This is a genomic window from Ideonella sp. (genome assembly GCF_035254525.1).
Lineage (GTDB): Bacteria > Pseudomonadota > Gammaproteobacteria > Burkholderiales > Burkholderiaceae_C > Ideonella.
Window position 1 is genome coordinate 38,431 of sequence record NZ_DATFAN010000183.1, and the last position, 20,597, is coordinate 59,027.

General features: G+C 71.1%; 22 protein-coding genes and 1 pseudogene. 18 read left to right on the forward strand and 5 right to left on the reverse strand.

The features are described from left to right. Positions 1-42 precede the first annotated feature (42 nt). The gene (locus VJ693_RS19490; protein ID WP_324156899.1) at positions 43-534 is read left to right on the forward strand and encodes a VOC family protein; all 492 of its coding nucleotides are present in this window, start codon (positions 43-45) and stop codon (positions 532-534) included. 16 nt (positions 535-550) lie between these two features. After that, positions 551-1,198: a dihydrofolate reductase family protein gene (locus tag VJ693_RS19495; protein WP_324156901.1), complete on the forward strand. Its 648-nt coding sequence runs from the start codon at positions 551-553 to the stop codon at positions 1,196-1,198. A gap of 9 nt (positions 1,199-1,207) precedes the next feature. Here the strand turns inward: VJ693_RS19495 and VJ693_RS19500 are convergent, their stop codons facing one another. Both VJ693_RS19500 and VJ693_RS19505 read right to left on the reverse strand, forming a co-directional pair. Continuing rightward, positions 1,208-2,032 carry a nickel transporter gene (locus VJ693_RS19500; RefSeq protein WP_324156903.1) on the reverse strand — a complete coding sequence of 275 codons (825 nt, stop codon included), beginning with the start codon at positions 2,030-2,032 and terminating at the stop codon, positions 1,208-1,210. 140 nt (positions 2,033-2,172) lie between these two features. After that, positions 2,173-3,093 carry a pseudouridine-5'-phosphate glycosidase gene (locus VJ693_RS19505; protein ID WP_324156905.1) on the reverse strand — a complete coding sequence of 307 codons (921 nt, stop codon included), beginning with the start codon at positions 3,091-3,093 and terminating at the stop codon, positions 2,173-2,175. Between the two features lie 125 nt (positions 3,094-3,218). Between VJ693_RS19505 and VJ693_RS19510 the strand changes: the two genes are divergently transcribed. From VJ693_RS19510 to VJ693_RS19520, 3 genes are all read left to right on the forward strand, one after another. Further along, positions 3,219-5,129 (forward strand): M48 family metallopeptidase, encoded by a 1,911-nt coding sequence (locus tag VJ693_RS19510; RefSeq protein ID WP_324156906.1) that lies wholly within the window; start codon positions 3,219-3,221, stop codon positions 5,127-5,129. Positions 5,130-5,162: 33 nt separating this feature from the next. Continuing rightward, positions 5,163-6,464: a lytic murein transglycosylase gene (locus VJ693_RS19515; protein ID WP_324156907.1), complete on the forward strand. Its 1,302-nt coding sequence runs from the start codon at positions 5,163-5,165 to the stop codon at positions 6,462-6,464. A 106-nt stretch (positions 6,465-6,570) separates the two neighbouring features. After that, positions 6,571-7,374, forward strand: a complete 804-nt coding sequence (locus VJ693_RS19520; protein ID WP_324156908.1) for a class I SAM-dependent methyltransferase — start codon at positions 6,571-6,573, stop codon at positions 7,372-7,374. Between the two features lie 4 nt (positions 7,375-7,378). Here the strand turns inward: VJ693_RS19520 and VJ693_RS19525 are convergent, their stop codons facing one another. Continuing rightward, entirely contained in the window at positions 7,379-8,074 is a 696-nt protein-coding gene (locus tag VJ693_RS19525) for a hypothetical protein (RefSeq protein ID WP_324156909.1), read from the reverse strand. A gap of 3 nt (positions 8,075-8,077) precedes the next feature. Further along, entirely contained in the window at positions 8,078-8,902 is an 825-nt protein-coding gene (locus tag VJ693_RS19530; RefSeq protein ID WP_414652317.1) for an aldo/keto reductase, read from the reverse strand. A 181-nt stretch (positions 8,903-9,083) separates the two neighbouring features. On the opposite strand from VJ693_RS19530, the gene VJ693_RS19535 reads away from it, so the two are divergent. Genes VJ693_RS19535 through VJ693_RS19545 form a run of 3 tightly spaced genes read left to right on the forward strand, consistent with a single transcriptional unit; the run spans position 9,084 to position 12,196 of the window. Beyond that, positions 9,084-10,364 (forward strand): DUF3422 domain-containing protein, encoded by a 1,281-nt coding sequence (locus VJ693_RS19535; protein WP_324156913.1) that lies wholly within the window; start codon positions 9,084-9,086, stop codon positions 10,362-10,364. Between the two features lies 1 nt (position 10,365). After that, a complete protein-coding gene (locus tag VJ693_RS19540) occupies positions 10,366-11,514 on the forward strand; it encodes a GGDEF domain-containing protein (RefSeq protein WP_324156915.1) in 1,149 nt (382 codons plus the stop codon). 40 nt (positions 11,515-11,554) lie between these two features. Continuing rightward, the gene (locus VJ693_RS19545) at positions 11,555-12,196 is read left to right on the forward strand and encodes an EcsC family protein (RefSeq protein ID WP_324156917.1); all 642 of its coding nucleotides are present in this window, start codon (positions 11,555-11,557) and stop codon (positions 12,194-12,196) included. A 29-nt stretch (positions 12,197-12,225) separates the two neighbouring features. On the opposite strand, the gene VJ693_RS19550 is transcribed toward VJ693_RS19545, so the two are convergent. Beyond that, the gene (locus tag VJ693_RS19550; RefSeq protein ID WP_324156919.1) at positions 12,226-13,170 is read right to left on the reverse strand and encodes a hypothetical protein; all 945 of its coding nucleotides are present in this window, start codon (positions 13,168-13,170) and stop codon (positions 12,226-12,228) included. A 341-nt stretch (positions 13,171-13,511) separates the two neighbouring features. Here VJ693_RS19550 and VJ693_RS19555 point away from each other — a divergent pair, with 341 nt between their 5' ends. The 10 genes and pseudogenes from VJ693_RS19555 to VJ693_RS19600 all read left to right on the forward strand — a co-directional run. Continuing rightward, the gene (locus VJ693_RS19555) at positions 13,512-14,603 is read left to right on the forward strand and encodes a hydrogenase small subunit (protein ID WP_324156921.1); all 1,092 of its coding nucleotides are present in this window, start codon (positions 13,512-13,514) and stop codon (positions 14,601-14,603) included. Between the two features lie 36 nt (positions 14,604-14,639). Further along, positions 14,640-16,496, forward strand: coding sequence for a nickel-dependent hydrogenase large subunit (locus tag VJ693_RS19560; protein WP_324156922.1), 1,857 nt, complete (start codon positions 14,640-14,642; stop codon positions 16,494-16,496). A gap of 16 nt (positions 16,497-16,512) precedes the next feature. Next, positions 16,513-17,244, forward strand: a complete 732-nt coding sequence (cybH, locus tag VJ693_RS19565) for a Ni/Fe-hydrogenase, b-type cytochrome subunit (protein ID WP_324156924.1) — start codon at positions 16,513-16,515, stop codon at positions 17,242-17,244. Between the two features lie 7 nt (positions 17,245-17,251). Beyond that, entirely contained in the window at positions 17,252-17,863 is a 612-nt protein-coding gene (locus VJ693_RS19570; protein WP_324156925.1) for a HyaD/HybD family hydrogenase maturation endopeptidase, read from the forward strand. 4 nt (positions 17,864-17,867) lie between these two features. Beyond that, positions 17,868-18,185, forward strand: a complete 318-nt coding sequence (locus VJ693_RS19575) for a HypC/HybG/HupF family hydrogenase formation chaperone (RefSeq protein WP_324156927.1) — start codon at positions 17,868-17,870, stop codon at positions 18,183-18,185. A gap of 15 nt (positions 18,186-18,200) precedes the next feature. Further along, positions 18,201-18,689 (forward strand): hydrogenase, encoded by a 489-nt coding sequence (locus VJ693_RS19580; protein ID WP_324156929.1) that lies wholly within the window; start codon positions 18,201-18,203, stop codon positions 18,687-18,689. Positions 18,690-18,696: 7 nt separating this feature from the next. Continuing rightward, positions 18,697-19,584, forward strand: coding sequence for a hydrogenase expression/formation protein (locus VJ693_RS19585; RefSeq protein ID WP_324156931.1), 888 nt, complete (start codon positions 18,697-18,699; stop codon positions 19,582-19,584). Continuing rightward, positions 19,581-19,802, forward strand: coding sequence for a rubredoxin (locus VJ693_RS19590; protein WP_324156933.1), 222 nt, complete (start codon positions 19,581-19,583; stop codon positions 19,800-19,802). Before VJ693_RS19585 ends, VJ693_RS19590 begins: the two co-directional genes overlap by 4 nt. Next, the gene (gene hybE, locus VJ693_RS19595) at positions 19,799-20,281 is read left to right on the forward strand and encodes a [NiFe]-hydrogenase assembly chaperone HybE (RefSeq protein WP_324156935.1); all 483 of its coding nucleotides are present in this window, start codon (positions 19,799-19,801) and stop codon (positions 20,279-20,281) included. The genes VJ693_RS19590 and hybE overlap by 4 nt, the downstream gene beginning before the upstream one ends. After that, positions 20,278-20,597 (forward strand): annotated as a pseudogene (locus tag VJ693_RS19600) (hypothetical protein); the annotation flags it as partial. The gene hybE and the pseudogene VJ693_RS19600, both read left to right, overlap by 4 nt.

A 20,597-nucleotide genomic window follows, 5' to 3' on the forward strand; every position in this document is an offset into this window, starting at 1 on the left:
ATGGCCCGCGGCCCATTCCACCCCAACCCCAAGGAGCCTGGCATGGCGATTCAGAAGATCACTCCCTTCCTCTGGTATGCGACCGAGGCCGAAGAGGCTGCGCGGTTCTACGCCACCATCTTCCCCGATTCGCGGGTCACCAAGGTCTCCGCGATGCAGGCGGAGTCGCCGAGCGGCCCGCCCGGCTCGGTGAAGGTCGTCGATTTCCTGCTGTTCGGCCAGCAGTTCGTCGCGATGAGCGCGGGCCGGATGGACCCGTTCAACCACGCGATCTCACTGGTCGTCAACTGCGACACCCAGAAGGAGCTGGACCGCTACTGGGATGGCTTGCTGCAAGGCGGCGGCCAGCCCGAGGCGTGCGGCTGGCTGAAGGACCGTTACGGCGTCTCGTGGCAAATCGTGCCGACGGTGATCTGGAGGCTGATGTCCGACCCCGACACGGCGAAGGCCCGGCGAGCGGCCGAGGCGATGATGAAGATGATCAAGTTCGACATCGCCGCGCTCGAGGCCGCCCACGCCGGCACGGCGGGCTGACACGAGGGGCGCGCGCATGGCCGGCAAAGTCAAGGTGGCCGCCTTCACGGTCTCGATCGAAGGTTTCGGCGCCGGGCCCGACCAGAGCCTGGACAACCCGCTGGGCGGGGGCGGCGAGCGCCTGCACGAGTGGTTCCTTCCGACCCGCACCTTCCGGCGCATGCAGGGCCAGGCGGACGGAACCACCGGCCCCGACGAGGACTACGCGCAGCGCAGCTTCGTGAACCTGGGCGCCTGGATCATGGGCCGCAACATGTTCGGCCCGGTGCGCGGCCCCTGGCCCGACGACCGGTGGAAAGGCTGGTGGGGGCCGAACCCGCCGTACCACGTGCCCGTGTTCGTGCTGAGCCACCACGCCCGCGCGCCGCTGGAGATGGAAGGCGGCACGACCTTCCATTTCGTCACCGACGGCATCTACGCCGCACTCGAGCGTGCGCGCGAGGCGGCGGCCGGCAAGGACATCCGCATCGGCGGCGGTGTCGCCACCGTGCGCCAGTACCTGCAGGCCGGGCTGATCGACGAGATGCACCTCGCGATCGCCCCGATCCTGCTGGGCCGCGGCGAAGCGCTCTTCGCGGGGCTGGACCTGGCCGCGATGGGCTTCGAGTGCACCGAGCATGCCGCCATGCCGCTGGCGACGCACGTCGTGCTGACGAGGCGCTAGCCTGGTCAGCTAGGCGATGCGGCGCCGCCAGGCCGCATGCTTGACGGCGGCGGCGTAGCTCAGCGCGATCAGCGCGATCACCGCGCCGGCCACGTAGAGCTCCTTGCCTTCGGACCAGCCGGCGAAGCCGGCCGAGGCCAGGCGCGCGCCGCCCATCGCCGCGACCAGCAGGCTCACGCAGGCGACGGCCAGCGTCATCGTGCGTGAGGCCACGGCGGCCAGGCGGTCGGTGCGGTCGATCAGGTGCGAGATCCACCAGCCGTTGGCGCCGTCGCTGGTCAGCATGCCCGCGACGAACAGCAGCCCCAGCATCAGCGCTTGCGCCACCCCGCCGAACTGCAGGCCCAGCACGGCGAACAGCGCGGACTGGCTCAGCGTGTCGAACGACAGCGCGAACAGCAGGCCGACCCCCATCACGCCGGCCGGGCCGCGGCCGGGGCGGTGCTCACCCAGCAGGCGGCCGACCAGCCGGCCGCGCACGCCGACCGGCGGCACCACCGCATCGGCCGGCGCCTGCCACACGGCGCGCAGGTTCACCACGCCCACCAGCGCCAGGAAGGCGATCGACACCACGCTGCCCACCGGCTCGAACCACGCCGGCGGCGCCCAGCGCGTGCCGAGCGCCCCGGCCAGCAGCGCGATCGACACGACGACCAGGCCGTGCCCGAGCGAGAAGAGGGCGCCGCAATAGCGCGCATGGGGCCGGCCGGCGCGGGCGGCGACCCGCGTCATGCCGTCGATCGCGGCGAGGTGGTCGGCGTCCAGCCCGTGGCGCAGGCCGAGCAGGAAGACCAGCGCGCACAGCGTGCTCCAGTCGGTCGGAAGGTCGTGCATGGGATGGGCCACTCAAGATGCGTGCCTGCCCGGGTGGACGCACCGGCCCGCAGCAGGCCGCGCGGCCAGGCGCGGGAATACCCCTGGGCGGGTGCTTGCCAGCCGCGCTGCCGCAGCGGCAGCGCAGTTGCCGGCAGCATTCACGCGGCCAGGGCCGCGCAGGCCACGGCCAACTGCGCCGCCAGCCGCGCATTGTTCAGCACGAGCTGGATGTTGCCGGCCAGGCTCTCGCCACCGGTCAGCGCGCTCACCCGCGCCAGCAGGAAGGGCGTGACCGCCTTGCCGCTGACACCGGCCGCCGCCGCGTCCGCCAGCGCCCGCTCGATGACGCCGTCCATCACGTCGCGCGGCAGCGCGTGTTCGGCCGGGATCGGGTTCGCGACGACCATCCCGCCGCCCGAGCCGAGCGCCCACTGCGCCTGCATCGCGCGGGCGATCTCGGCCGGGGTGTCGAAGCGGGCATCCACGCTGAAGCCGCTGTCTCGGCAGAAGAAGGCCGGCAGCCGATCGGTGCCGTAGCCGATCACCGGCACGCCGTGCGTCTCCAGGTACTCCAGCGTCAGCCCGATGTCGAGGATGGACTTGACCCCGGCGCAGACCACGGCCACCGGCGTGCGGGCCAGCTCCTGCAGATCGGCCGAGACGTCGAAGCTGGTCTCGGCGCCGCGGTGCACACCGCCGATGCCGCCGGTGGCGAAGACGCGGATGCCGGCCAGCGCCGCGATCAGCATCGTGGCCGCGACCGTGGTGGCCCCGGTGCCGCCGCGCGCGACGAGCACCGGCACGTCGCGCCGGCTCGCCTTGGCCACCGCCGTGCCGGCGCGGCCGAGCCGCTCGATTTCGCCGGCCGACAGCCCGGCCTTCAGCCGCCCGTCGACGATGGCCACCGTGGCCGGCACCGCGCCATGGGCGCGCACCTCGGCTTCCACCGCCAGTGCCGTTTCCACGTTCTGCGGCCACGGCATCCCGTGGGAGATGATGGTCGATTCCAGCGCGACGACGGGCTGGCGGGCGGCGAGGGCGGCGGCGACGGTGGGGGCGAGGTCGAGCAGGGCGGGCATGGCGTTGGCACTGACGGGCGGGCTGGGTGGGAGCTTAGTGTGGCTCCGCAGATGCCCTGACGCAGCGCCTTGCCGGCGCGCTCGACAATGTCGCCATCGTCAAGAAATCAGGGAGGGAGATGGCGATGGAATTGCCCGAATTCGAGCGCATGGTGGCGCGGCTGGAAAACAAGAGTCGGCAGTCTCCGGCGGTGTACCAGGCGAACGTGGCCCTTCTGGCCTTGCTGGGCTTCGCGATCCTCGCGTCCATCATCGGCATGGCGGGCGTGGGCATGTTGATCCTGGTGGCCGTGCCCTTCGCGCTGTGGTGGGGCGGCCTGCACTCGATCGGCCTGCTCGCGGGGCTGGGCAAATTGCTGCTGCTGCTCGCGCTGCCTTTGTGGCTGCTGGTGAAGTCGGCGGTGTCGGCCCTGCTGACGCGATTCCCGACGCCGCAGGGATTGGAGCTGCACCGCCAGCAGGCGCCGGCGCTGTTCGAGGCGATCGACGACATGCGTCGCCGCATGAAAGGGCCGCGATTCCACCACGTGCTGATCAGCGAGGAGCTCAACGCGGCCGTGGTGCAGCGGCCGCTGTTGGGCCTGTTCGGGCCGCCACGCAATTACCTGATCCTGGGGCTGCCGCTTCTGGACTGCCTTTCGCCGCAGGAGGCGCTGGCCGTTGTGGCGCACGAATACGGGCACCTGGCTGGCTCGCACAGCCACTTTGCTGCGTTCATCTACCGCCTGCGCATCGCCTGGGGCACGGTCCATCTCATCTCGCAGCAGTGGACCGGCGCCGTCGGCCGGTTGTTGCAGGGGTTGATCGGCTGGTATGCGCCTTACTTCAACGCCTATTCCTTCGTGCTCGCGCGGGCCAACGAATACCAGGCGGACGCGGCGGCGGCCGAGCTCGTCGGGCCTGAGGTGACCGCGAGCGCGCTCAAGCGGGTCGACGTGAGCGGCGCCCACTACGGCCAATTCGTCCAGCGGACCTTCCGGCAAGCCAGCGCGGTGGCTGCACCACCGGAGGACTTCGCGACCCGTTGGGCGACGGTGGCCCAGGAGGTGCCGGCCGGCGAGGCGCAGCGCTGGTTGCAGCGCGCGCTCGAGGCCCAGGGCGGAGTGGGCGATACGCATCCCCCCTTGCGCGAGCGACTGCGCGCCCTGCAGGGCGAGACGGCCCCGGGCGTGGCGCAGGTGCCTGCGCCCATCGAGGGGGTCTGCGCAGCCGACGCGTGGCTTGGCCAGAGCGCCCTTGCCGTGAGGCTGGCCATCCAGGCGCAATGGCGCGAGCGCGTGGCCGAGCCCTGGAGGAGCCAGTACGAACAGACCCAGAAACAGCGCCAGCGGCTTGAAGAACTGAGCGCCATCGCCGGCCCGACCGAGGATGAGCACGCCGAGCGCCTGCGCCTGCGCCTGGCCTGCGAGGCCACGGCCGACTTCGCCGACGACGTGGCGGCCTTCGGTGCGGCGCACCCGCGCAATGCGCTCGGTCCCTATCTCGAAGGCACGTGGCGGCTGTCGAACGATGATGACGGCGGGCTCGATGGCCTGGAGCGTGCCATGGCCCTGGACGCCGACGCCATCAAGCCGGCCTGCGAGCGGGCCTACGCATTCCTTCAGGAACGGAACGACCCACGCGCCGAGCGCTACCAGCAACGCTGGAAGGAGCGCGACCAATGGGAGCAGACGGTGGCCCCGCAGCTTCGGAAGATCGATGTGAGCCATGAACTGCAAAGCCCCGACCTGACGGCCGAACAGGCGGCGACCATCGCGGCGCTGGTGCGTGCGCATCGCGCGGGCATTGCCCGGGCCTTCCTGGCACGCCGCGTGCTGCCGGTTGACTCCAGCGTCGCCACCTATGTGCTCGCGCTGGAGCTCCAACCCGCGCCGCCGCGGCTGGAGACGTCGGACGAGATCGTGACCCGGCTGGCGGGCTCGGGCGTGTGGCCCGTGCACGTCGTGGTGTGCGCGCTCGAAGGCAAGAACCAGGTGCTCCAACCGCGCCTGCATCGTTTGGCACACTCGGAGATCGATCTGACGCTGGCTCTCTGATCGGGCGCCGCGATACCCGCAAGGGATCACCTCATGAGCCAAAGCACGCAACCCATCCGCTCTGCACGACGGTACCGCCGGCAGCTGGCACCCGTCGCGCTGGCAGCCGCCGTCATCGCGGGCTGCGCCGCCGCGCCCGCGACGGCGCCTGAAGCGCAAGCGCCCGCCCCGGTCAACGCGGAAACAGCGCCGGCAGCGGATGAGGTGGCCGTGCAGCGGGCCTTCGCCCAGTGGATCGCGAACTTCCGCGACAGCGCGCGCGCCGCCGGCATCGACGAGGCGACGCTGAGCGCCGCGTTCGACGCGGTGCAGTACCGGCCACGTGTCGTCGACAGCGATCGGGCGCAGCCCGAGTTCACCCGCACGGTCTGGGCCTACCTCGACAGCGCGGTGTCGCCGCAGCGCGTCGCGCAGGGCAAGGACATGCTGCAGCAGCATCGTGCCGAAGCCGACGCGGCGGCCGCGCGCCATGGCGTGCCGGCGGCCATCGTCGTCGCCATCTGGGGCATGGAGAGCAACTACGGCAGCAATTACGGCGACATCCCGACCATCGATGCGCTCGCGACGCTGGGCTTCGAGGGCCGGCGCGAGGCCTGGGCCCGCGGCCAGCTGCTGGCGGCGCTGAAGATCCTGCAGGCGGGCGACATCGCCCGCGCCGACATGATCGGCTCCTGGGCCGGCGCGATGGGCCAGACCCAGTTCCTGCCGTCGGCCTTTCTCGCCTACGCCGAAGATGCCGACGGCGACGGCCGGCGCGACATCTGGGGCAGCATGGCCGACGTGATGGCCTCGACGGCGAACTTCCTGGCGCGCTCGGGGTGGCAGCCGGGGCAGCCCTGGGGTGCCGAGGTCCGCCTGCCTGCGGGCTTCGACCATGGCCGTGCCGACGACAAGCTGAAGCAATCGACGGCGCAGTGGGAAGGCGAGGGGGTGCAGTCGATGGACGGCACGCCGCTGCCGGCGTTCACCGACGGCAGCCTCCTGCTGCCGGCCGGCGCGCGCGGCCCGGCCTTCCTCGTCGGCCCCAACTTCCGCGCGATCCTGCGCTACAACAACTCGACAAGTTATGCCCTGGCCGTCGGCCTGCTCGCCCAGGCCCTGAACGACGGCCCCGGCGTGCAGGCCCCCTGGCCGCGCGAGCTGCAGGCGCTCACGCGCAGCCAGCTGACGGCGCTGCAGACGGCGCTGAACGAGCGCGGTTTCGACAGCGGCACGCCCGACGGCCGGATGGGCCCGGCCACGCGCGACGCGATACGCCGGTACCAGCGCAGCATCGGGCTGCCGGCCGACGGCTATCCGGACCTGGACCTGCTGGGACGACTGCAAGCGCCGTAGCGCCGCAGCGCAGCGGGCGGCCTGGCGCATTCGGGTATCGCCACGCCGATGCACGGGGAGTACCCTTCGGTACGCCGGCGGCCCAGCGCCGGCCGGAGGAACGACCATGGATCAGACCTCGACGCCCCAAGCCTGGCACCAGGGTGATGCCTACGACCGCTACATGGGCCGCTGGAGCCGCCAACTCGCGCCGCCCTTCCTGCAGTGGCTGCAGGCGCCGACGTCGAGCCGTTGGCTCGATGTCGGCTGCGGCACCGGCGCGCTCACCGCGGCCATCTTCGAGCATTGCGCGCCGGCGGAAGTGACCGGCGTCGACCCCTCGGCGGGCTTCCTGGCCACGGCGCAGCGCCACCTGCCGGCCGAGGTGACGCTGCACTGCGCCGCGGCCGACCGCCTGCCGCTGGCCGACGCCGCCGTCGACCGGGCCGTCAGCGCGCTGGTGCTGAACTTCGTGCCCGACACCGATGCCGCGCTGCGCGAGATGAGCCGCGTGACGCGCCCGGGCGGGCAGGTCGCCGCCTGCGTGTGGGACTACGCGGGGAAAATGGCGCTGATCCGCCACTACTGGGACACGGCGGAGGAACTCGGCCTCGTCCCGCCCGGGAAGGTGCAAGGCGAACGTTTTCCGCTGTGCCAGCCCGATGCACTGGCGTCCGCCTTCACCGGTGCCGGCCTGCAGCAGGTGGAGGTCTCGGGCCTCGAGATCGAGATGCGCTTTGCCGACTTCGACGACTACTGGCAACCCTTCCTCGGCGGGCAGGGGCCCGCGCCGGGGCATGCGATGAGCCTGGACGAGGATCAGCGAACCCGCCTGCGCGAACTCATCCGCGAGCGCATTCCGGTGCAAGCCGACGGCAGCCTGCTGCTGGCCGCGCGCGTCTGGGCCGCTCGCGGCAGCGTCGCCCACTGAGTTCTCAGCCGCGGCGTGGCTGCGCGCGCCCAGACGGCCGGCGGCACCGCAGGGCCAGCAGTATCGCGGCCAGCGCCATGGCCTGAAGCGGCAGCAGCATCCACTGGGCGCGGTCGATGGAGGCCAGCGTCACCGCCTCGAGCAGCGTGCCGGCCAGCGGCAGCGGTAGCAGCAGGAGCCGCCAGCGCGGCGCGACCAGCGGCACGACCGCCAGGCTGGCCGCGATGCTGGGCGCCGGCATCAGGCCGATGAACTCGGCGCGCCAGCCGCTGCTGCCCGCCGGCATCGAGAGCCAGGGCAACAGGGTCAGGGCGAAGGCGAGCATCACCGTGGCACAGGTGCGGGCGCCGGCCGAGTCGGCGCGCTGCAGCGCACCAGGCCAGGCAGCCGCCGCCGCGAGCAGCAGCGCCTGCAGCGCGAAGCCGGCGGTCATCCAGCCGGTGGCCCAATGGAGCTCGGCATAACAGTGCGGCAGCCACCACGCCGCCACGGCCCCGCAGCCCAGCGCCGCGGTGGCCGCCATCGCGCGTGTGCCGGACACCGGCCGCCGCCACAACAGCACCAGCACCATCAGGCCCAGCACGGTCGCCAGCGGCTGCGCAGGCCAGGCCTGCCGCATGCAGCGCTCGACCAGGTGGTCGTAGGCCCGTGCGGAGAAGATCTGCGCGTCGGCGAGGCCGTAGCTCCACCACTCGGGCATCGCTCACAGGGCCTGCAGATGCTCGGCGATGCGGCGGCGCAGCGCGGCATCGGGCAGCGGGCCGTGCGCGGCCGCCAGGTTCTCGCGCACGTGGGCGACCTGTGAGGTCGCCGGGATCACGCAGGTGACGGCCGGATGCGCGACGATGAATCTCAGCACCAGTTGCGCCCAGCTCGCCGCGCCGGCTTCGGCGGCCCAGGGCGGCAGCGGGTGGCGCGCGAGCCGCTGCGTCAGCGCGCCCTGCCGGAACGGCCGGTTGACGAGCACCGCGATGCCGCGGTCGGCGGCCAGCGGCAGCAGGCGCTGCTCGGCTTCACGGTCCACCGGGTTGTAGGTGAACTGCACGAAATCCAGCGGCTGCGTTCGCATCAGCTGCTCGAACTCCGCATGCCGCCGCCCTTCGGATGTGGTGATGCCGACATGCCCGATGCGGCCCTCGGCCTTCTGCCGCAGCAGCATCGGCAGGTGCGCCTGCCAGTTCAGCAGGTTGTGCACCTGCAGCAGCGCGAAGCGCGGCACGCCCCAGAGCCGCCGCGAGGCCTCGGCCTGGGCGGCTCCCTGCGCGCCGTCGCTGGTCCACACCTTGTCGGCGGCGAAGACCGGCCCGGTGGCGTCGAGCGCGCGCAGCGCGTGGCCGATGACCTCCTGAGCGGAGCCGTACATCGGCGACGAGTCGATGACCCGGCCGCCGCCGTCGAGAAAGGCCTGGACGACGCGCGTGCACTCTGCCCGCAGGGCCTCGTCGCGACCGACGTTGAAGGTGATCCAGCTGCCCAGGCCGACGATGGGGATGGCCTGCCGGGTCGACGCAATGGTGCGCGTCGGCATGGGCGGTCCGGCCGCCAGCGCCGCCCAGGGCGGCGCAGCCACGCCCGCGACGAAGCCCGCGAGGAATCGGCGGCGTGGCATCCCGGCGTGTGGCATGGCGGCAAGCATCGCATGCCTGCCCGAGCCTGCGTGGGCGGTGAGGCCATCCGCCGATAATCTGCCGCTCCTCCCCCGAGCCGCCATGCAAGCCGTCCACCCCCTGCGCGAAGCGCTGCACCACGAAGTCCATGCCCGCCCCTACGAGCGCCTGGCCGCACCGCTGGTGCTGTCGCACGTCGCCATGGTCAATGGCGATGGCAGGGCCTCTCGAGAGCACCTGAGCGCGCTGCTCGCGCAGCGCCACCTGCCGGTGCCGGCGGGCGACCTGAACCATGTCAGCGCCGACATCGGCGGCGTGCAGCTGCGCTGGGAGCTGCACGGCGAGTTCCAGACCTGCACGTTCTGGAAACAGCTGCCCGAGATGCCCACGGGCTTTGACGATGCGCCGCTGCGCGATGTGCCGCACGACTGGCTGATGTCGCAGCCGGGCCAGTGGCTGGTCGGCCTGCACGTGCTGGTCAAGCCCGCGATGGGCGAGCATGCCGAGCTGCCGCCGCTGGTGCGCCAGAGCCTGGACGACGAGACACTGGTCGGCGCGCGCGTGATGGAGGGTGCCGCCGAGGTCTACACCGATTTCCGGCTGCAAGGCGACGGCTTCGCGCGCTGGGTCGTGATCGTGCACGACGTGTCGACGCCGCGCCGCCTCGGCCGGCTCGTGCAGCGGCTGCTCGAGGTCGAGACCTACCGGATGATGGCGCTGCTCGGCCTGCCGGTGGCACGCGAGGTCGGCGCCGCGCTGGTCGGCGCGGAGAAGGCCCTGGCCGAGGTGGCCGAGCGCATCCGCCACGCGCAGCCGAGCGAGGAGCCCGAGTTGCTGCGGCGGCTCACCGAGCTCGCCGCCGAGGTCGAGGGCCTGTACGCGCGCACCCATGCGCGCTTCTCGGCCAGCGCCGCCTATTTCGAGCTGGTGCAGCGGCGCATCGAGGAGCTGCGCGAGGAACGGGTGCACAACCTGCAGACGCTGCGCGAGTTCATGGACCGTCGCCTGCAGCCCGCGATGCAGACCTGTGCCTGGGCGGCGCGCCGCCAGCAGGCGCTGTCCGAGCGCATCTCGCGCGTGTCGAACCTGCTGCGCACGCGCGTCGAGATCGAGCAGCAGCAGTCCAGCCGCGAGCTGCTGGATGCGATGAACCGCCGGCAGAAGGTGCAGCTGATGCTGCAGGGCGCCGTCGAGGGCCTGTCGGTCTTTGCCGTCACCTACTACGGCGCGGGTCTCGTCGGCTATCTCGCGAAGGGCGCCAAGTCGGCCGGCCTGGGCGTGTCGCCGGACCTCGCCGTGGCGATTGCCATTCCGCTGATCGCGTTCGGCGTGTGGCTGGGCATCCGCCGGCTGCATCACGTGGCACAAGCCGCCGCAGACTGAATTGAACCTCGACGTCAACACGCTGTTGACCCTGATGCTGGTCAACGTCTTCGCCATGGCCGTGGCCGTGCCCGTGGTGATGGGTTGGCGCGTCAGTTCGTCGGCGCGTTTCGTCGTCGGCAGCGCGGTGATGCAGGCCCTGGCGTGGGGCAGCTTCCTGCTTGCGCTGCCGGTGCACGACCGCGCCTTCTCGACGCTGTGGATCGGGCTTCTCGGGGCGAGCTTCGTCCTGATGTGGCTGGCCGTGCGCGGCTGGCTGGGGCCCCGGCCCGGCGGCCCGGTGCTGCTCGTGGTCTGCACCCTGTTGCCCATCGGCTACGGCATCGGCTTCGGCAACTACGCGTTCCGGGTCGCCTGGTCGAACTTCGGCCTGGGCCTGCTCATGGGCATGGTCTGCCTGGCCTGTGCCTGGCCGGCGCCCGGCGCGAACCGCCGGTGGCGCGGCCTCATCATCGTGTGCCTGGGGGCGCTGGCCATCGTCACCTTCGCGCGCGGCGTTCTCGGCGGCTTCTACACCGAGCTGTACCCGAGCCTGCGCACGCCGCACCCGGTCAACGTGTTCGGCGCCGCGCTCAACCACATCGCGCTGACCTTGACGACCATCGGCCTGCTCGCCGGCTGGCACGAGGAGGCGGAGCGGGCGCTGCGCATCCAGGCCGACACGGATGGCCTGACGGGCCTGCTGAACCGCCGTGCCTGGCACGAGCGGGCCGGCCACATGTTTGCGCTGGCGCGTCGGCACAGTGAGCCGCTCGCGGTCCTGCTGCTGGACATCGACCACTTCAAGCGCATCAACGACCACGGCGGGCACGAGGCCGGCGACCGCGCGCTGCAGCTGGTCGCCAGGGTGCTCATGGATACCGTGCGCCGCGGCGACATCGTGTGCCGCTACGGCGGCGAGGAGTTCTGCGTGCTGGTGACCCGCGGCGGCGTGCCGGCCGCGCAGGAGGTCGACCGGCGCCTTCGCCGCTCATTGCACGAGCACCCGGCGTTCGGGCCGGACATCGTTCTGGACTTCAGCAGCGGCCTGGCCTTGCTGAGCGGGGAAGACGCCGGCCTCGAGCAGGTGATCCGCCGGGCCGACAGGGCGCTCTACGATGCCAAGGCGGCGGGGCGCGGGTGCCTGGTCACGGCGGCGGGTGGGGCGTAGCGGCAGGGGCAAGCGACGGCGGCGCTAGCATCCCCAGACCATGCCCAAGCCCCCCAGCACTTCCCGCGCCGTGAGCAGCGGCGACGAACCTTCCTCGAGCATGGTGGCGAGCCGGCTCGCGACCGCCGTGCTGGACATGCTCGGCTCCGCGCCCACTTCCGCCCAGCCCAGCAGCCCGCACCCCAGCGAAGCGGTGCGTCGCGCTACCGCAGCTGCGGCTGCCAAGGCGGCCACGGCCGCCGGCGCGCTCGCACTGCCGCCCGGGCCGCTGGGCTGGTTGACGGTGTTGCCCGAGCTGTTGGCCGTGTGGCGCATCCAGGCCCAGCTCGTGGCCGACATCGCGGCCATTTACGGCAAGCAGGGGGCCGTCACGCGCGAGCAGATGCTGTATTGCCTGTTCAAGCACACGGCCTCGCAGGCGGTGCGCGATCTGGTCGTGCGCGCCGGCGAGCGTTGGCTGGTCAAGACGGCCAGCGGCGCCGCGCTGCAGGCGGTGGCGCGGCGCATCGGCATGCGCCTGAGCCAGCAGGGCGTGTCGAAGGCCGCGTCGCGCTGGCTGCCGGTGGTCGGCGCGATCGGCGTCGCGGCCTACGCTTACTACGACACGGCGCAGGTCGCCCGCGCCGCGTCGGAGCTGTTTTCGCGGCCGATCGAGTTCGAGAGCGAAGAAGCCGCTGGGTGAGACCCGACCAGGCTCACCCGGCGTTCCCCTCAGCGGCTGTGCACGCCGAAGACCAGGCCATTGCCGTGGGCGTCAGTGCCGACGACGCAGAAGTCGTAGCGACGCTCTATCAGCGGCAGGATGCCGGGAATGGCGCGGCAGTCCCATCTCTCGAGGTGGTCGGGCAGCCAGCTGCCCATGCCCCAAGGCACCTGGCAGGCGGCCACGTCGACGCTGCGCACGTCCTGCATCGACACGCCGGCCTGCCGAAGCGCGTCGGCCTTGTAGAAGAAGCCCGGCTGGATGTCGGTGGCGCTGTTGCACTCGCCGTACAGCGTATTCGGGTCGCCCGGGGCGTTGGCACGCACGATACCGACGACGACGGCGTTGCCGTGACCGTCGTTGCGGGTGCCCAGGCACAGCGCATAGGGGCTCGGCTCGGCCGGGCAGGCCACGCGCACGGGCACCTGCGCGGTCGTGCCGACCGACGGCGCACAGCCCAGCGTGACGATGCCGTCGATGCTGCGCGGGTCCACGCCGGCGGCTTGCGCGAGCGCCAGCTTCGACTGCGGCGTCTGGTTCTTCGGGCAACCGGTGTAGTTGCCTAGCGCGTCGGTGACGGCATCTCGCCGCAGCACGCCAATGGCAATGTCATTGCCGGCACCGTCGTTGAAGAAGCGAGCGCAATAGGCGTAAGGCACGCCGCCCGCGTTGACGCTGTCGCAGTTGACCTTGCCGTTGGGGCCGCCGGTCCACTGCCGGCAGTGCAGCACCTGCAGTGCGATCACGTTCTCGGCGGTCTCGCCGGCATAGGCCACGAGCGTCCACTTGCTGCCCAGAGCGGATCCGGCCTCATGGCAGCGCCCGTACGGCGCGTCGGGGTCGGCGGAGCGGTTCGAGACCGGCCTGGTGGGTGATGCTGCGAGCGACATGGCGCTCGACGCTGCGACCAGCAGACCGCCCAGCAAGCGGACGACAGAACGGCGTTCGATCATGGCAATCCTCCTTGGGTGATCAGGCGCATGACCGGCGCCTGGCGGTTTGGCGGGCAGTGTGGGCGCCACAGCGAGGCGCGCGTTGATCGAGAGCAACCGACGGCAGGCGCGACGGCGCCCGCGCCGCAAAGCCACTTGGCGGTTCGCCCGTGCCGCTGATAGCGCGCTGACCAGCGCGCCGCCGTGGTGGCCTGCCGCGGCGCCGCCGCCGCGTCACAAGCCCTTTGCCGACAAGCACTTGCGAGTGCCCCTTGTGGTTTTCCCTCGGCTGGTGCGCGCCGGGCATGGCTCTTGAGACAGGTCATGCCACACGCATCCAACATGCTGAGGAGACACGGACGATGGAAACCTTCTACGAGGTCATGCGGCGGCAGGGCATCTCGCGGCGCAGCTTCATGAAGTACTGCTCGCTGACCGCCACGTCGCTGGGGCTGGCCCCCTCGTTCGTGCCGCAGATCGCACATGCGATGGAGACCAAGCCGCGCACGCCCGTGCTGTGGCTGCACGGGCTCGAGTGCACCTGCTGCTCGGAGTCGTTCATCCGCTCGGCGCACCCGCTGGCCAAGGATGCCGTGCTGTCGATGATCTCGCTCGACTACGACGACACCATCATGGCCGCCGCCGGCCACCAGGCCGAGGCCATCGTCGAAGAGATCATGGCCAAGTACAAGGGCAACTACATCCTGGCCGTGGAGGGCAACCCGCCGCTGAACCAGGACGGCATGAGCTGCATCATCGGCGGCCGGCCCTTCATCGAGCAGCTCCGGCGCACGGCCAAGGACGCCAAGGCCATCATCAGCTGGGGCTCCTGCGCGAGCTGGGGCTGCGTGCAGGCGGCCAAGCCGAACCCGACGCAGGCCACGCCGGTGCACAAGGTGATTACCGACAAGCCCATCATCAAGGTGCCGGGCTGCCCGCCGATCGCCGAGGTGATGACGGGCGTGATCACCTACATGCTGACCTTCGACCGCATCCCCGAGCTCGATCGCCAGGGCCGGCCGAAGATGTTCTACAGCCAGCGCATCCACGACAAGTGCTACCGCCGGCCGCACTTCGATGCGGGCCAGTTCGTCGAGGCCTGGGACGACGATTCCGCGCGCCGCGGCTACTGCCTCTACAAGATGGGCTGCAAGGGCCCGACCACCTACAACGCCTGCTCGACCACGCGCTGGAACGAGGGCACGAGCTTCCCCATCCAGGCCGGCCACGGCTGTATCGGCTGCTCGGAAGACGGCTTCTGGGACAAGGGCTCGTTCTACGAGCGGCTGACCAACATCCCGCAGTTCGGCGTTGAAGCCAATGCGGACAAGGTGGGCCTTGCCTCCGCCGGCGTGGTGGGCGCTGCCGTCGCCGCCCACGCGGCCGTCTCGGCGATCAAGCGAACAACCACGCACCCAGGCAAGAACGACACGTCGGCCCATTCCGGCCGCTGAACCATCGAGACATCTCGGGAAGAGGGGACCAGCTTCATGACCGCCTACGCCACCCAAGGCTTCAACCTCGACGACAGCGGCCGCCGCATCGTCGTCGACCCGGTGACCCGCATCGAGGGCCACATGCGCTGCGAGGTGAACCTCGATGCGAACAACGTGATCCGCAACGCCGTCTCCACCGGCACGATGTGGCGCGGGCTCGAGGTGATCCTCAAGGGCCGAGACCCGCGCGATGCCTGGGCCTTCGTCGAGCGCATCTGCGGCGTGTGCACCGGCTGCCACGCGCTGACGTCGGTGCGCGCGGTGGAAGACGCGCTCGGCATCAAGATCCCGAAGAACGCGCACCTGATCCGCGAGATCATGGCCAAGACACTGCAGGTGCACGACCACGCCGTCCACTTCTACCACCTGCACGCGCTGGACTGGGTCGACGTGGTCTCGGCACTGAAGGCCGACCCGAAGAAGACCTCCGAGCTGCAGCAGCTCGTGTCGCCTTCGCACCCCTTGTCCTCCCCGGGCTACTTCCGCGACGTGCAGAACCGGCTCAAGAAGTTCGTCGAGAGCGGCCAGCTCGGGCCTTTCATGAACGGCTACTGGGGCAGCAAGGCCTATGTGCTGCCGCCCGAGGCCAACCTGATGGCGGTGACCCACTACCTCGAGGCGCTGGACCTGCAGAAGGACTGGGTCAAGGTGCACACCATCCTCGGCGGCAAGAACCCGCATCCGAACTACCTCGTGGGCGGCGCGGCCTGCGCGATCAACCTCGATGGCGACGGCGCCGCCGGGGCGCCGATCAACATGGAGCGACTGAACTTCATCAAGTCGCGCATCGACGAGATGATCGAGTTCAACAAGAACGTCTACATCCCCGACGTGCTCGCGATCGGCACGCTCTACAAGCAGGCCGGCTGGCTCTACGGCGGCGGCCTGTCGGCCACCAACGTAAGCGACTACGGCACCTACGAGAAGGTCGCCTATGACCACAGCACCCAGCAGCTGCCCGGCGGCGCGATCCTGAACGGCAACTGGGACGAGATCCACCCCATCGACCCGCGCGACCCCGAGCAGGTGCAGGAGTTCGTCGCCCACAGCTGGTACAAGTACGCCGACGAGAACAAGGGCCTGCACCCCTGGGATGGCGTGACCGAGCCGCACTACGAGCTGGGCGCGAAGACCAAGGGCACGCGCACCGCGATCGAGCAGATCGACGAGAGCGCGAAGTACTCGTGGATCAAGTCGCCCCGCTGGCGCGGCCACGCGATGGAGGTGGGGCCGCTGTCGCGCTACATCCTGGCCTATGCCCACGCGAGCAAGGGCCACAAGCACTGCCAGCGGGTCAAGGAGCAGGTCGATTTCTCGGCCGAGATGATCAACCACGCGATCCCGAAGGCGCTGGGCCTGCCCGAGACCAGCTACACGCTCAAGCAATTGCTGCCCACGACCATCGGGCGCACGCTGGCCCGCGCGCTCGAGGGGCAGTACTGCGGCGAGATGATGCTGGACGACTGGAACGAGCTGGTCGCCAACATCAAGGCCGGCGACACCGCGACCGCCAACGTCGAGAAGTGGGACCCTGCCACCTGGCCGAAGGAGGCCAAGGGCGTGGGCACGGTGGCCGCGCCGCGCGGCATGCTGGGCCACTGGGTGCGCATCAAGGACGGCAGGATCGAGAACTACCAGTGCGTGGTGCCGACCACCTGGAACGGCAGCCCGCGCGACACCAAGGGCCAGATCGGCGCCTTCGAGGCCAGCCTGATGAACACGCCGATGGTGAACCCGGAGCAGCCAGTCGAGATATTGCGCACGCTGCACTCGTTCGACCCGTGCCTCGCGTGCTCCACGCACGTGATGAGCCCCGACGGCGCCGAGCTCGCCTCGGTCACCGTCCGCTGAACGCGAGGAGCTGGCCATGGCTGCTATCGATTCAGGCACCCAATCCTTCGGCACCGGCATCGACGAGCGCGCGGTCGGCGACGCGGCGCTGGTCAAGTCGGTCTACGTCTACGAGGCACCGGTGCGCCTGTGGCACTGGGTCAATGCGCTGGCGCTGGTCGTGCTGGGGGTGACCGGCTACTTCATCGGCTCGCCGCTGCCCACGATGCCGGGCGAGGCCAGCGCGAACTACCTGATGGGCTACATCCGCTTCGCGCACTTCGCGGCGGGCTACGTGTTCGCCGTCGGGCTGCTCGGGCGCATCTACTGGGCGGTCGTCGGCAACCACCATGCGCGCGAGCTGTTCATGGTGCCGATCTTCCGCCGCGCCTACTGGGCCGAGGTGCTGGTGATGCTCAGGTGGTATGCCTTCATCAGCCCGCGCCCGAGCCGCTACGTGGGCCACAACCCGCTGGCGCGCTTCGCGATGTTCTTCGTCTTCTTCCTGACCTCGGTGTTCATGGTGGCGACGGGTTTCGCGATGTACGGCGAGGGCGCGCAGGCCGGCTCGTGGGCCGCGCGACTGTTCGGCTGGGTGATCCCGCTGATGGGCCAGTCGCAGGACGTGCACACCTGGCACCACCTGGGCCTGTGGGCGCTGGTGTGCTTCGTGATCGCCCACGTCTACGCGGCGGTGCGCGAAGACATCATGGGCCGCCAGAGCATCATCAGCACGATGATCTCGGGCCACCGCACGTTCAAAGACTGAGGTCGCCATGGACGAGATCGTCGTGCTGGGCATTGGCAACGTGCTGTGGGCCGACGAGGGCTTCGGCGTGCGCTGCGTCGAGGCGCTGCAGCAGCGCTACGAGTTCGCGCCCCACGTGCAGCTCATCGACGGCGGCACCCAGGGCCTGTACCTGGTGCAGCACGTGCAGGCCGCCGGCCGCCTGCTGATCTTCGATGCGATCGACTACGGCCTGGCGCCCGGCACGCTGAAGACCGTCCAGAACGACGAGGTGCCGCGCTTCATGGGCGCGAAGAAGATGAGCCTGCACCAGACCGGCTTCCAGGAGGTGCTGATGCTCGCCCAGCTCACCGAGCGCTACCCGCGCGAGGTGCTGCTGATCGGCTGCCAGCCCGAGGAGCTGGACGACTACGGCGGCAGCCTGCGCCCCATCGTGAAGGCGGCGCTGGAAGACGCGCTGGCGCTCGGCGTGGATGCCCTGCGCCACTGGGGCGCGAAGCCGGTGCCGCGCACGCGGCGGCCGGCCGAGGCCGACGCGCTGACGCTGCCCTCGCTGGCGATCGAGCGCTACGAGGGCGAGCGCCCGGCGGCCGAAGCGGCCTGCCGCGTCGGCGATGCGCGCTTCATGCCCGGAGCCTGACGCCATGTGCATCGGCATCCCCATGCAGGTTGTCGGTATCGAACCGGGGCGGGCGGTGGGGCAGGGGCGCGGCGAATTGCGGCGCTTCGAGACGGCGCTGGTCGGTGCCTGCGCGCCCGGCGACTGGGTGCTCGTCTTCCTCGACAGCGCGCGTGAGCGCATCGATGCCGAGCGCGCCGCCGAGATCAACCACACGCTGGATCTGCTGGCCGCGGCGATGGGCGGCTCGGCCGCCGGCGCCGAGGCCGCGGCCGGCTTCACGCTGCCTTCGGCGATGAGCGCCGAGGCGCTGGCCGCGCTGGCCGGCACGACCCCCTCCTGAGCACACCCCACCACCATGAACCAAGCCGCCGAATTCGCCTCCACCGTGCTGCCGCCGCAGGCCGGCGCCGTGCACCCGTTGGTCGAACAACTCGTCACCCGCCACGGCGGCAGCTGGGTCGACCTCGCCAGCATCGACGCGTGGCAGGCCGGGCCCGGCGACCGCGTGCTCTTCTTCGGCGGCGATCCGGTGCGCTTTCCGGAATGCCTGGACGTGGCGGTGGTGCTGCCCGAGCTGAGGCGGCATGCCGGCCGGGCGCTGGCGATCGGCGTCGCGCGGCCCGAGGCGGAGGATGCGCTCGCGCGGCGCTTCGGCTCGCAGCGCTGGCCGGCGCTGGTCTTCCTGCGCGACGGCGAGTACGTCACCACCATCAGCGGCATGCTGGATTGGGATGTCTACCTCGCCCAGCTCGAGCGCGCACTGGCCATGCCGGCCTCGCGTGTGCCGGGCATCGGCATCCCGCTGGTCGCCGCCGGCGCCGCTTCCACTTCTTCCTGCCACTGAGGCCGCGATGAAACCCTTCCCGATCCCCGTCGTGGCCTTCGGCCCGGGCAGCCAGGTCGAAGACGAGACGCTCGAATACATCACGATGCCCCAGGGCATGAGCACCTACCGCCCGCCGCTGCTGCCCGAGCCCGAAGAGGTCGCGCGTCGCACCGGCGCCCAGCGGGCGCTGCAGGCGCTGCTCGGGGCGCTGGATCTGGCGTGCCGCGGCGAAGCGGCCGCGCCGGTGAGCCTGCATGCGCTGGGCGAGGCCGACCGCACGCTGGTCAACCAGGTGATGGGCGAGGGCGAGGTCAGCGCCAGGGTCGACGGCGAAGGCTGGGCGCTGCGCATCCAGGAATCGGTGTTCGCCGGCGTCTGGCGGGTGATGCGCTTCGAGCACGGCGTGCTCGTCGAGGATGCGCTCGAAGCGGGCCCGGTGCCGGCGGCGCTGCGCCGCGCGGCGGCAGCGGACGCGGTGCGTGCCAGCCTGCCGCCGGTGCCAGAGCCGTGGCCCGAGGGTGTGATGAACTCGCCGATGCTGCTGACCGAGATCGAAGACCAGTGGCAGCGCTGGCAGCCCGGCCAGCCGCCGCATGTGGTGAACCTGACGCTGCTGCCGATGAGCCCGCTGGACATCGGCTTTCTCGACCACCAGCTCGGCACCGGCCGCGTGCTGATCCTCTCGCGCGGCTACGGCAACTGCCGCATCACGAACACGCTCGCGCCGAACTGCTGGCGCGTCGTCTACTACAACTCGCAGGATGCGGTGATCCTGAACACCGTCGAGGTGGTCGACATGCCCGAGGTCGCCTGCGCGGCGCCCGAGGACCTGCGCGATTCGCGCGAGCGGCTGCGCGAGGTGCTGCAGTGGGTCGAGGGGGCGTTGCCGGCGGATGCGGGAGCGGCGGCGTGAGCCATTTCGAAGGCAGCTACCTCGGCGACCGGGCCCGGCTCGGCGCGGGGCAGCGGCTCGAATGCAAGATCTGCTGGTGGGTCTACGACCCGGCGCTGGGCGACCCGGTGTGGCAGATCCCGCCCGGCGTGCCCTTCGCCGAGCTGCCAGCGCATTGGCGCTGCCCGAACTGCGACGGTGATGCGGAGCAGTTCATGGTGCTGGACGGTGAAGCATGAGTGCCGACCGCGTCGCCGGGCTCGTCGTGAGGTTCGAGTCGATCGCCCGCACGCGCATGGCCGGCGTGCCGATTCTTCACGCCGGCCTGTGCGTCGAGGCCGTCGGCTTCGCACCGTCCGGCGAGGGCGATGACGCTGTGCTCATCGGCGTGCTGGTCACGCCCTGGTCGATGAACCTGCTGCGCCTGCCGCTCGCGGCTGCGACGATGGCGGCGGCGGGCATGTCCCGCTGGCGGCCGCTGGGCGACGGCGAGATCGAGTTCCTCGGCGCGCACGACGAGGTGCTGGGTGCTTACGAGCAGTGCTCGCTGTTCTCGCCGATGGGCGGCTTTCGCGATGCGGCGCACGCCCGCGAGACCGCCGAAGCGGTGCTGGCGATGCTGCGGCCCGCGCCAGCGCCCGCACCCACACGCCCGGCCGAACCGGCGCCGGCTCGGCGGGCCTTCCTCTTCGGCCGCGGCGCGGCGACAGTTCCATGAACGCCCTCGGCGGCTTCGTCGGCCACCTGACGCTGCGCCTCGGCGCGGCGCGGCCGAACCTGGTCCGCCAGCGCGCGCCGGGCCTGGACCGCCTGTTCGTCGGCCGGCCGGCGGCGGGGCTGCCCGACACGGTGGCGGCCCTGTACAGCCTGTGCGGCCACGCGCACCGGCTGGCCGCGCGGCTCGCGATCGCGGCCGCGCGCGGTGAGCCGGCGATGCCCGACGAGGCCGAGCGCCGCGCACTGCGCTGGCACACCGCCCGAGAGCAGGTGCGCCGCCTGGTGATGCACTGGCCCACGGTGCTGGGCCGCAAGCA